Source organism: Pseudomonas sp. NBRC 111138 (assembly GCF_001320835.1).
Lineage (GTDB): Bacteria > Pseudomonadota > Gammaproteobacteria > Pseudomonadales > Pseudomonadaceae > Aquipseudomonas > Aquipseudomonas paracarnis.
In genome coordinates this window covers 1-11,024 of sequence record NZ_BCBO01000010.1, presented here as the reverse complement: position 1 = coordinate 11,024, position 11,024 = coordinate 1, and the positions used below count along the sequence as shown (strand labels likewise).

General features: G+C 61.1%; 14 protein-coding genes. 5 read left to right on the top strand and 9 right to left on the bottom strand.

Annotated elements, in window-relative coordinates:
• Nucleotides 1-141 precede the first annotated feature (141 nt).
• Nucleotides 142-474, top strand: coding sequence for a transcriptional regulator SutA (gene sutA, locus APH41_RS01715; RefSeq protein ID WP_014720461.1), 333 nt, complete (start codon nt 142-144; stop codon nt 472-474).
• A 188-nt stretch (nt 475-662) separates the two neighbouring features.
• Here the strand turns inward: sutA and APH41_RS01710 are convergent, their stop codons facing one another.
• Genes APH41_RS01710 through APH41_RS27775 form a run of 6 tightly spaced genes read right to left on the bottom strand, consistent with a single transcriptional unit; the run spans nt 663 to nt 5,250 of the window.
• The gene (locus APH41_RS01710) at nt 663-1,358 is read right to left on the bottom strand and encodes an HAD family hydrolase (RefSeq protein ID WP_014720460.1); all 696 of its coding nucleotides are present in this window, start codon (nt 1,356-1,358) and stop codon (nt 663-665) included.
• A complete protein-coding gene (gene xerC, locus APH41_RS01705; protein ID WP_034129054.1) occupies nt 1,355-2,254 on the bottom strand; it encodes a tyrosine recombinase XerC in 900 nt (299 codons plus the stop codon). The genes APH41_RS01710 and xerC overlap by 4 nt, the downstream gene beginning before the upstream one ends.
• Nucleotides 2,255-2,256: 2 nt before the next feature.
• On the bottom strand, nt 2,257-2,973 hold the full coding sequence (locus APH41_RS01700) for a DUF484 family protein (RefSeq protein WP_054896015.1): 717 nt from the start codon (nt 2,971-2,973) through the stop codon (nt 2,257-2,259).
• A 13-nt stretch (nt 2,974-2,986) separates the two neighbouring features.
• Nucleotides 2,987-3,817: a diaminopimelate epimerase gene (gene dapF / locus APH41_RS01695; RefSeq protein ID WP_034129052.1), complete on the bottom strand. Its 831-nt coding sequence runs from the start codon at nt 3,815-3,817 to the stop codon at nt 2,987-2,989.
• Between the two features lie 3 nt (nt 3,818-3,820).
• The gene (gene lysA / locus APH41_RS01690) at nt 3,821-5,068 is read right to left on the bottom strand and encodes a diaminopimelate decarboxylase (RefSeq protein ID WP_054917111.1); all 1,248 of its coding nucleotides are present in this window, start codon (nt 5,066-5,068) and stop codon (nt 3,821-3,823) included.
• A 14-nt stretch (nt 5,069-5,082) separates the two neighbouring features.
• Complete coding sequence (locus APH41_RS27775; protein WP_003195417.1) at nt 5,083-5,250, bottom strand: lipoprotein; 168 nt, start codon at nt 5,248-5,250, stop codon at nt 5,083-5,085.
• Nucleotides 5,251-5,488: 238 nt separating this feature from the next.
• Here APH41_RS27775 and cyaY point away from each other — a divergent pair, with 238 nt between their 5' ends.
• From cyaY to rnk, 3 genes are all read left to right on the top strand, one after another.
• Nucleotides 5,489-5,821 (top strand): iron donor protein CyaY, encoded by a 333-nt coding sequence (gene cyaY, locus APH41_RS01685; protein ID WP_054896013.1) that lies wholly within the window; start codon nt 5,489-5,491, stop codon nt 5,819-5,821.
• Nucleotides 5,821-6,042 (top strand): DUF1289 domain-containing protein, encoded by a 222-nt coding sequence (locus tag APH41_RS01680; RefSeq protein WP_186353363.1) that lies wholly within the window; start codon nt 5,821-5,823, stop codon nt 6,040-6,042. Before cyaY ends, APH41_RS01680 begins: the two co-directional genes overlap by 1 nt.
• Before the next feature lie 131 nt (nt 6,043-6,173).
• The gene (gene rnk, locus APH41_RS01675; RefSeq protein ID WP_034129049.1) at nt 6,174-6,587 is read left to right on the top strand and encodes a nucleoside diphosphate kinase regulator; all 414 of its coding nucleotides are present in this window, start codon (nt 6,174-6,176) and stop codon (nt 6,585-6,587) included.
• Here rnk and APH41_RS01670 read toward each other — a convergent pair.
• The 3 genes from APH41_RS01670 to APH41_RS01660 form a co-directional block, all read right to left on the bottom strand.
• Nucleotides 6,584-9,424: a class I adenylate cyclase gene (locus APH41_RS01670; RefSeq protein WP_054917110.1), complete on the bottom strand. Its 2,841-nt coding sequence runs from the start codon at nt 9,422-9,424 to the stop codon at nt 6,584-6,586. The genes rnk and APH41_RS01670 overlap by 4 nt on opposite strands.
• A gap of 169 nt (nt 9,425-9,593) precedes the next feature.
• Nucleotides 9,594-9,848 carry a TIGR02647 family protein gene (locus tag APH41_RS01665; RefSeq protein WP_003195403.1) on the bottom strand — a complete coding sequence of 85 codons (255 nt, stop codon included), beginning with the start codon at nt 9,846-9,848 and terminating at the stop codon, nt 9,594-9,596.
• 95 nt (nt 9,849-9,943) lie between these two features.
• Nucleotides 9,944-10,228, bottom strand: a complete 285-nt coding sequence (locus tag APH41_RS01660; protein WP_014720450.1) for a hypothetical protein — start codon at nt 10,226-10,228, stop codon at nt 9,944-9,946.
• A gap of 125 nt (nt 10,229-10,353) precedes the next feature.
• Here APH41_RS01660 and APH41_RS01655 point away from each other — a divergent pair, with 125 nt between their 5' ends.
• Nucleotides 10,354-11,013, top strand: a complete 660-nt coding sequence (locus APH41_RS01655) for a glutathione S-transferase family protein (RefSeq protein WP_034129047.1) — start codon at nt 10,354-10,356, stop codon at nt 11,011-11,013.
• Nucleotides 11,014-11,024: the final 11 nt, after the last annotated feature.

The window sequence follows — 11,024 nt, the reverse complement described above, 5'->3', positions numbered from 1 at the left end:
CGTAAAGTCCTCGCCACCTTGCATGGTGAAGGGGCATAAGCCACTGGTGATCCAGTGGATGTTGATTTTTTTCCGGCAACCTCGACAGAGGGTGAAGCTGGGCTATAACTAATCTGCTTTTCGCAAGTCATGAGGTAGAACATGAGCGACGATGATCTGGAACAAGACGACCTCGAAGTAGGTGATGAAGACGACACCGAAGACGGTCTTGAAGTTGCGGCCGAAGACGTTGCTGAGGACGTCGATGACAGTGTTGGCGATGACGCGGCTCCCAAAGCCAAAGGCAAAGCCAAGGCGGCTGTGTCGGTAGACGAGTTGCCGAGCGTTGAAGCCAAGAACAAAGAGCGCGATGCCCTGGCGCGTGCGATGGAAGAGTTCCTCGCTAAAGGCGGCAAAGTGCAGGAAGTCGAGGCCAACGTGGTGGCTGATCCACCGAAGAAGCCGGATAACAAGTACGGCAGCCGACCTATCTGAGGTCTGCCTCCTGCTTGTAAGAAAAAGCCCGCCGTCGCTGCGGGCTTTTTCATGCCTGGAGCAATTTACCGGTTTGCTGCAATACCCTGTGGGAGCTGGCTTGCCTGCGATAGCGGTCTATCTGCGAGCCCTGTGTTGACTGATCCACCGCTATCGCAGGCAAGCCAGCTCCCACATTGGGGTCAGTGTTAGCTCCAGCGACTCAGCAGTGGCGGTAACTCCGTCAGGCTGCGAATCTGCGCATCCGGGCGCTTGTCACCCTCCCAGGCCTTGCCCGTGGGGTTGAACCACACCGCCCGCAGTCCCGCTTGCTGCGCGCCGGCGATGTCATCCCCAGGATGATCGCCCACATGCACTGCCGCGCTGGCGTCCACACCGCCACGTTGCAGTGCTTCATGAAACAGCCGTGCATCCGGCTTGGCGATGCCGATATCTTCAGCGCGCAGGGCAAAGTGAAAGTAGTCCGCCAGGCCCACACGCTGCACATCGGCATTGCCATTGGTGATCACGCCGAGCAGGAAGTGCTGGCGCAGCGCCTTGAGCATCGGCTCGGCTTCCGGAAACACGGTGAGTTGGTGGCGTGCGTGGATGAACGCTTCGAAGCAGACATCCGCCATCTCTGTGGCCTCAGGCTGGGGATAACCGGCCTCCTCGAACGCATGCATCAACACGCGATGACGCAGCAGGCTGATACGGTGTTTGAGTTCGGGATGACGCTGCAGCACCTGCTGGCGCAGGCTGGCAAAATGCTCAAGGGGCAGGTCGCCGACCTTGGACGCGTGGGTCGCCAGCCATTCGCGCATCGACGCTTCGGCGCTGATGATGACGGGTACGTTGTCCCAGAGGGTATCGTCCAGGTCGAAGGTAATCAGCTTGATACTCATGAGTCGCCGCCCTTGATGCGTTTGGCCCGTGGATGGGCGCTGTCGTACACCGTTGCCAGGTGCTGGAAGTCGAGGTGGGTGTAGATTTGCGTGGTCTTGATATCCGAGTGCCCGAGCAGCTCCTGCACGGCGCGCAGGTCCTGGGAGGATTCGAGCAGGTGGCTGGCAAAGGAATGACGCAACATGTGCGGGTGCAGATTCTGCCCCAGCTCGCGCTCGCCGGCAGCCTTGACCCGCAGTTGAATCGCGCGCGGCCCCAGGCGCCGGCCTTGCTGGCTGACAAACACGGCATCGTCTGCAGGGTTGGTCAGAAGGCGTAGCGGCAGCCATAGCTGCAAGGCTTCGCGGGCTTTCCTGCCCACGGGCAGTACGCGCGTCTTGCTGCCTTTGCCGAGCACTTGCACCAGGCCATCGGCGAGGTCTAACTGATCGAGGTTCAGGCCCGTCAGCTCCGACAGGCGCAGGCCCGAGGAGTAGAACAGCTCCAGGATTGCCTGGTCGCGATGGGCCAGGAAGTCATCCTCGACGGCACCGTCGAGCAATTGCAGGGCGCGGTCTGTGTCCAGGGTCTTGGGCAGGCGCCGTTCGCCTTTGGGCGGTGACAGGCCATTGGCCGGGTCGTGGTCGCACAGGCCTTCGCGATTGAGGTAGTGATAGAGGCCGCGCACCGCCGATAGCAGGCGAGACAGGCTGCGGGAGGATTGGCCCTGTTGGTGCAACCGGGCGACCAGGCTGCGCAGGGCCTGGATATCCAGGGCCTTCCAACTGCTGACGTGCTGTTTTTCGCAATAGGCCAGGACCTTGTTCAAGTCCCGCCGATAAGCTTCCAGCGTGTGGGACGACACCTGGCGCTCATTGCGCAGGTGAGCGCAGTAAGCGTCCAGTTGCCGCTCCATGATCAGCGCACCGCGCGCAGGGTGGTGGTGTGGCGTGGCAGGACGCGGCCCAGCACTTCGGCGATATAGGTCAGGAACAACGTGCCCACCGAGCTTTTGTAGTGCGCCGGGTCGCGGCTGGCGATGGCCAGTACCCCGTGCAAGCCTTGATGGCTGAGGGCGATAACGGCCGTAGAGCCGATCTGCTTGCGCTGTTCGGCGCCAAACAGGAAGTCCAGCTCATGCTCGCGCAAGGTGCCGCTGACGGTCTTGCCTTCGGACAGCAGGCCACCGATGGCCGTCTGCGCTTCGCCACCTGTGACCCAGCGCCCCACCGGCATCGGGTTGTCGCTGAACAGGATCAGGCTGACGAAGGGCACCTGGAAATCCTCGCGCAGGCTGTCTTCCACGGCGATCACCGTTTCTTCCAGGCTGGCGGCATCCATCAGGGCCAGAATCAGGCGGCGGGTCTTGTCGAACAAGCGGTCGTTGTCGCGGGCCACGTCCATCAGATGAGAGAGTCGGTGGCGCATTTCAATGTTGCGCTCGCGCAGGATCTTCATTTGCCGCTCCACCAGCGACACGGTATCGCCGCGCTGGTGGGGGATGCGCAGGGCCGGCAGCAGTTCTTCGTGCTCGACGAAGAAGTCCGGATTAGCCTCAAGGTACGCCGCGACAGCAGCGGCCTCCAGGCTTTCACTCGGGGTAGCGTGTGCGGGTACTTGAGGCTTATCGGTCATTAGCTTGGCTCACTCATAGACGGACCTGTCCTTCGTATACACGCGTGGCTGGCCCGGTCATCATCACCGGGTGGCCAGGGCCTGCCCATTCGATGGACAAACGTCCGCCGGGCAGGTCGATCAACAGTGGCGAATCCATCCACCCCTGGCTGATCGCGGCCACGGCAGCGGCGCAAGCACCGGTGCCGCAAGCCTGGGTTTCGCCGGCGCCGCGTTCCCATACGCGCAATTGCGCACGGTTACGGTCGATCACCTGCAGGAAGCCCACATTGACCCGTGCCGGAAAGCGCGGGTGATGTTCGATCTTCGGCCCCAGTTCATGCACGGGGGCGTTATTGATGTCGGTGACCCGCAGCACCGCATGGGGGTTGCCCATGGACACGGCGGCGACCTCCACGGTTTTGCCCTCCACGTCCAGTGGGTAACTGAGGGCCTGCTCGGTGGCCTGGAACGGAATATCCGCCGGCACCAGGCGTGGGGCGCCCATGTTGACGCTGATCTGGCCATCATTGCGGATGTCCAGTTCGATCACGCCACCCTTGGTTTCGACGCGAATCTGGCGTTTGGCAGTCAGGCGTTTGTCGAGCACAAAGCGCGCAAAGCAGCGCGCGCCGTTGCCACACTGTTCCACTTCGGAACCGTCGGAGTTGAAGATCCGGTAACGGAAATCCACCTCCGGGTTGCTCGGCGCCTCGACCAGCAGCAACTGGTCGAAACCGATCCCGGTGTGGCGATCGCCCCACTGTTTGGCGTGCTTGGGCAGGATGTGCGCGTGCTGGCTGACCAGGTCGAGGACCATGAAATCATTACCCAGCCCGTGCATCTTGGTAAAACGCAGCAGCATGGCTTACTCCGGCAGCAGGCTTTCGCCAGCATACAACTCGGCTACCGTCTCGCGGCGACGCACTTCAAATGCTTGATCACCGTCCACCAGCACCTCGGCGGTGCGCCCGCGGGTGTTGTAGTTGGAACTCATGACAAACCCGTAGGCTCCGGCCGAATGCACGGCCAGCAGATCACCTTCTTCAAGCGCCAACTCACGATCCTTGGCCAGGAAGTCGCCGGTCTCGCAGATGGGCCCGACGATGTCATAGGCGCGGGCGTCGCTTGTGCGCGGCGTCACGGCGGTGACATCCATCCAGGCCTGGTACAGGGCCGGGCGGATCAGGTCGTTCATCGCCGCATCGACGATGGCGAAATCCTTGTGCTCGGTGTGCTTGAGGTACTCGACCTGGGTCAGCAGCACGCCTGCGTTGGCGACGATGTAGCGGCCTGGCTCGAACATCAGCGTGAGGTCGCGGCCTTCGATGCGTTCGCGCACGGCCTGGATATAGTCGGCAATCAGCGGCGGCTCTTCATCGCGATAACGCACGCCCACGCCACCACCGAGGTCGATGTGGTGCAGGTAGATGCCGCACTCGCCCAGGCGGTCGATCAAGGCCAGCAGGCGGTCGAGGGCATCCAGGAACGGTGGCAGGGTGGTCAGTTGCGAGCCGATATGGCAGTCGACACCCAGCACTTCCAGGTTCGGCAGTTGGGCGGCGCGGATGTACACGTCCTCGGCGTCGGCGATGGCAATGCCGAACTTGTTCTCTTTGAGACCGGTGGAGATGTACGGGTGGGTGCCGGCGTCGACATCCGGATTGACGCGCAGGGAGATCGGCGCACGCACGCCCATCTCGGCGGCGACCATTTGCAGGCGCTCCAGTTCGTCGGTGGATTCGACGTTGAAGCAATGTACGCCGACTTCCAGGGCGCGGCGCATGTCTTCGCGGCTCTTGCCGACCCCGGAGAAGACGATTTTGTCCGCCTGGCCGCCGGCGGCCAGTACGCGTTCCAGCTCGCCACGGGACACGATGTCAAAACCAGCGCCAAGACGCGCCAGGACATTGAGTACACCCAGGTTGGAGTTGGCCTTGACTGCGTAGCACACCAGGTGCGGCACGCCGTCGAGGGCGTCGGTGAACGAGCGGTATTGAGCTTCGATATGCGCACGCGAGTACACATAGGTCGGGGTGCCGAAGCGCTGGGCAATCGCGGACAAGGCCACGCCTTCCGCGAACAGCTCGCCGTCCCGGTAGTTAAAAGCGTCCATAAGTTTCCCTTAACTTAGTAGGTGTCGTGCTTATGGGCCTTTGACGGCTTTTGCGACGATTGCGCCTGTTCGTTTGGATCTTTGCTGTCATCCGGCAGGTACAGCGGGCCTTTCTGGCCACAGGCACTAACGAGGCAAGCGACCGCGACGAGCGCAGCAAGGGAAGAGATCAGGCGCTTCATGGCGAAATCCTTGAATATGCATTAATTGCGCCCGAGTATACCGACCACCCGCCAGCTTGCCTATGCGCCGCACCACCCGTCCGGCGGGGGTTTGCCGAGACAGTAGGGAAGCAGGCTACGATGCCTGGGGATATTTCGTACCGTCATCCGTGATGAAATCAGTATCCTTTGCAATCGGCGAAGCTCGCCCGTATCGTGCGGCGCTTGAGCAAAACCAGACACTTTTGAGGTTGCCACAATGAGTTTGACCGAAGCCCGTTTTCACGACCTGGTGGATGCCACCCAAGAGAAGCTGGAAGATATTTTCGACGACAGCGGCCTGGACGTGGACCTGGAAAGCTCGGCCGGTGTGCTGACGGTCAAGTTCGAGAGCGGCCAGCAATTGATCTTCAGTCGCCAGGAGCCGCTGCGTCAGTTGTGGCTGGCGGCGCGCTCCGGTGGCGTTCACTTCGACTACGATGAAGAAAGCGGCACATGGCAGTGCGACAAGAGTGAAGAGTTGCTGGGTGAGATGCTCATGCGCCTGGTTCAGGAATACACCGGCGTCGAGCTGGATTTCGACGAGATCTGATGGTGAGTGAGCCTGTAGCCGTACGCCCGCCCAAGCCGCTGTTCAGCAATGTCAGCCCGGCGGTGCCGTCACCTTGTATCAGTTTGTGTCGCCTGGACGAGCGGAAAGTCTGCCTTGGCTGCTTTCGCCATGTAGAAGACATCCGGGAATGGCGCTCTGCCGACGATGCGCGGCGCCGGGTGATCTGCGCCGAGGCCGAGCAGCGCAAGGCGAGCACCTGACGGCGTCTTGTTTATTTGTGTCGCTGTGGTAGTGTCCGGATACACCTCCATTCATCGAGGTCCGTGAGAACCCCGCCTTTTCCTGGCGGGGTTTTGCTTTTTTGTGCAGAAAAAAGGAGTCTGCCTGAATCATGACCACCGCACCGTCCATCATTCTTACCCGTCTTGACGTGCAGCGTCTGGAGCAACTGATCGACCGCTTGGGCGACGAGTTTCCCGGCGTCGAAGCGTTGCAAGCCGAACTCGACCGCGCCGAAGACGTGGTTGGTCACGATGAAGTGCCTGCGGGTGTCGTGACCATGAATTCCAGCGTGCATTGTCGTGAACAAAGCAGCGGCAAGGACTATCACCTGACGCTGGTCTACCCCAAGCACGCGAACGCCGACGAAGGCAAGATTTCGATCATGGCGCCCGTGGGCAGCGCATTGCTTGGCCTGCAAGTGGGCCAGCACATCGACTGGCCGGCGCCTGGCGGCAAGACCCTCAAGCTGGAATTGCTCAGCGTCGAAGGCCAGCCCAAAGATGGTGGCGCCTTCCCGCTCTAAACCTGATCCAAGGCCGCATTGAGTGACTGTTCCAGTTCGGCTTTATAGCGCAGGTACAGATTGCTTGGGCTTTGCACATCACCGAGCAGCCCCGACAGATCCAGGTCAGTGATATAGCCGCGGTAACGCTCGGTTTCCCGACGTTGCCCGACGATCTCCCGGGCGACCACTGCAAACAGCTGGTCGCCAAATTCCAGTTCGGAAAACTCCCGCTGATTACAGTACAGGGTGATCCCTACCTGGCCTGGCGCGCCTTTACCGATGATGGCCTGCACGTCATAAAACGCCTTGTTGGCCGGGTCTTGCGGGGCCGGCCGTGGCTCCACGCCCCGCGCCCGGCCGTTGCCCGATGGCAACAGTTGGTAGTACAGGATCTGTACCTCGCCCGCGGGTTGCTGGGTGTCCAGGGACGATAGCGCTTCCCGACGGTACAGGATCGATTGCAAAAAGCGTTGCAGTGGGGCCAAGAGGCTTTGCTCATCATGAAACGGCAAGCGCTGTTGCCAGAGCGCGTTGAATTCGTCGAGCACATAGACGTCGGCGAAGCCTTCATTGACCCGGTAGAACACCTGCACACACTCGGCTTGGCCCATGGGCAGCAGCAGCGCCAGGTCGTGGTCTTCCAAGGCCATGGCGTCCAGGTGCCACGGGCTGTAGCTGGCCAGCTCCTCGCTAAGGTAAGCGATCAGCGCGTCCTGAGTCGGCAGTGATACATGGGTGGCTTGGCCCGGTACCAGTTCCATGACGTGATAATGCTGCTGCACCTGGAGCAGGTAGCGATGATTGCCTTGGCCGAGCAGCAGATGCTGCGCGGTGTCGAATACCTCTTCCACCCGCTGGGCAATGAACTGTGCCCGGTTGTGACAAAAACAACGCACTCGCAGGCGTGGCAGATGGTTCGATGGCAATTGGTTGAGATAGTCGCGCAGGCAGTCGAGCAGGGCGTGCGGGCCGTCATAGCGGCTGACCATCACTTCGTTCCAGCTGTTGAGTGTGACTTGGTCCAGGGTCAGCACCAGGTTGTCGCGCACGCCGGCATAGCTCAGGGAGTCGGTGCGCTCCGTGGTCATCAGAATATTCAGGTCGCGATGATGCTTGAGCGGGTCAACCCCGACGTTGATCAGCAGCAGCACCTCTTCTGGCACTGCCGGGCGCAGCAAGCGGACCTCGTCGACACTGGCCAGGGGCAGGGTGATGGTCTGTTGCAGGCTGCCCAGCAGGTTGAACAGCTCGAACTCGGTCATGTCACTGGTGCCGGGGTGCAGCGCCAGGCGGGTGCTGCTGTCGATCACGCCGTTGCGATGGCACCAGGTGAGCATTTCCAGCAGGTCGCGGCTGCGTTTGATCGGTGCAAAGTGTTCCCATTCGAGAGCGGTAAGGTTGCCGTTATACAGGCCCCAATGGTGTTGGCCCGGCTCCTTGCGGTTGGGCGACTGCACCAGAGTCAAGGTATCTTCGGCCAGGTCAGGGGCGATGCCGGGGTTGATGAACTCGACCTTGCCGGCCTTGCGCTCGAACGCCGCGTACAAGCGGCGGCCCAGTACATTGAGTTCGCGCTTATTGACCGCGCTGGCGGTCTGTTCGCTGCGGGTGAACTGCGTGAGGAAGCGGTAGCTGTAGTTCAACTCATTGACCAGAGCACGGCGCTCGGAGGCGACCTGGCGCACTTTCCATTGGCTGCGGCTGTCCAGCAGGGCCAGTTGGCGCGTGTCCCAGCTCCACTCATGCGCCAGGCGTTCCAGCAGTTGCCGTTGCCAACCGGCGGTGCGCTGGCCGGCGCTGAGCTTGCGGTTGACCTTCAGGTACAGGCTGCGCCGCACCAATTCCAGGCGCTCCAGCTCGTTGCGGGCCTTGAGGTACTCCTCGATACGGCGGTAGACCATGATGTACGGGTCCAACTCATCCAGGTCTACCTGATGGCTGAACACCGCCTGTTTGAAGCGCAGGCTCAGGCAGCGCACGTTCGGGTGTTCGCTTGCGTAGACCTCGGTCAGCAGCAGCTTGAGCACCGACTTGTAGGGCGACTCGATGCCCTTGAACAGTTGCCACAGCCCGGCCCCGATAAACTCCCCTGGAGGAATATGAGCCAGATGGCCGAGGTCGAGGGTTTCATCGGTGCGGATAAAACGCTTGGACACCAGGGTGTGAGTAAATTCGGCGTAGCGGCTTTCTTCGTAGACCGGCACCAGCCACCAGATGGGCGTGCGCCCGGCCAGCCAGATCGCGGTGCGATAGAACTCATCCAACAACAGGTAGTGCTGGGTGGTGCCGCAGTCGTCGGAACTCAGTTGCGTATCGCGATCACCCAACACAAAGCGCGTCGGGTCGATCAGGAAGAAATGCGCTTCGGCGCCCATGCCCAAGGCCCAGGTTTCCAGCAGTTGGCACTTTTTGCGCAGCTCGGCCAGCTCGGTTTCGCTCAAGTCGGGAGCGTGGCACACCCACACGTCCATATCGCTTTGATCGGCCTGGGCCAGGGTGCCAAGGCTGCCCATCAGGAACAAGCCGTGGATCGGCGTAGGCGGGTTGCCGTGGCGCGGTTTATAGGAGAACGAACGGGTCAGGCGCTGGGCATCGGCCAGGGCCTGAGCGTCCGGTTCGAAATTCGACAGCCCGGCCGGCGTGCTGCTAGAGACATAGCCCGGCAAGAGCGGGTGATTGACGTGGAAAAACAGCGGCAACAAGGCCAGCACGCTTTGCTGACGTGGCGTCAGCCCCTCGACGGCCCGGGCCATGCGGCCTTGATTGAGGGTCATGAAACGCGCGCGCAGTTGGGTCAGCACCTTGCGGTCGATGCCTTCGTCCAGATCGGGGCGGATTTCATGGGTGCGGGTCATGTCGAACTCGTTGGCTCGCAGGGCCCGACGCGGGCGGCCATGCAGGAGTTTACAGACAGTAGCGTAGGAGTTTTAGAGGGAAATGGCTTTTTGGCGTCAGAATTCTGTATGCCGCGCAGCAGTGCCCGCGGAATCCGCAGGCGGCGGACTCCATGGGCAGTATCAGGTATCAGGCGGCTTCTTTGGTGCTGGCAGTGGTGAGGATGGTCAGCAGGGTTTGGGCTTGCTCGGCAGCGTCCCGGCCAAGGCTCGTCAGGTAGCCCCCGTCCGGTTGGTCGATCAGCCCTTTGGCATGGAGGCGCTTGGCAGCGGCGATGGCAGTGGGGGCGGCAGTCTGATGGACTTTCAAGCCTTCCTTGGTGCTGTCCAAGGGGAAGAGTACAAGGATTTCCAGTTCGGCAACCAACTCAGGGGTATACGACATAAGGACTCCAGACTTTCTAAAATTTATTAGAGGCTAGCAGGCCATAAGGTGAACGCACTTTGCCGAACTGTCCAGCGTGTTGCTGCGTACCGGGGTTATTCCTTTTCCGGCGGCAGCTCGGGCAGTGCCCGCAGTGCCGTTTCATACCACTCGGTATTGAAGGCGCGGTCATCTTCGAGCATGGCATCGATCTCGAACGCCAGCACGTGAGCCATCAGATTCAGGATATCTTCGCGCTCGTAACCCACCAGGGTCAGTTTGTTGAACGTAGCCTTGGCCGCTGGCGGGTTATCGCTCTCGATCTGGTTCTCGATGGCTTCGATCAGCGTGGTCTCGGTGAATTCTTCTTCGTCGTTGTCGATATCGGTCGGCTCGCTCATGGCAGGCTCCTCAAGGAAAGGGCGTCAGTCTACCCCCATTCAGGTGGGTGATGCTGCTGGTCAGGGTGCCCTCGAGGATCTATAACTCTTGCAGCCAACCCCACACCCGGCCTGGAGGCTTTGCGATGCTCAAGCTTTACGGATTTTCGGTCAGCAACTACTACAACATGGTCAAGCTGGCGTTGCTGGAGAAAGGACTGCCCTTCGAAGAAGTGCCTTTTTACGCCGGGCAAACCCCCGAAGCTTTGGCGGTCAGCCCCCGCGGCAAAGTGCCGGTGCTGGGTGTGAAGCAGGGGTTCATCAACGAAACCAGCGTCATCCTCGAATACCTCGAGCAGAGCCAGGAAGGCCCGGCGCTGTTGCCCGCCGACCCGTTTGCGCGGGCTCAGGTGTTGGCGTTGTGCCGTGAGATCGAGCTGTACATCGAACTGCCTGCGCGGGCGTGTTACGCCGAGGCTTTTTTCGGCATGACGGTGCCGGAGGCGATCAAGGAAAAATCCAGGGCCGAGCTGCTGCTTGGGATGGGTACGTTAGGCCGGCACGGTAAGTTTGCGCCTTATGTGGCAGGTGAGAGCTTCACCCTCGCGGACCTGTATTTCATGTACAGCCTCAGCCTGGCCTGCGGTGTGGGCGAAAAGCTGTTTGGGCTGGACCTGCTGGAGCAGTTGCCGAAGGCGAAGGCATTGTTGGCGCGCCTGAATGAGATGCCCAATGCGCAGAAGGTAGAGGCGGACAGGCAGGCGGCGATGCCGGCGTTCATGGCGATGATTGCGGCCAAGAAATAGAGTCGCTTTTG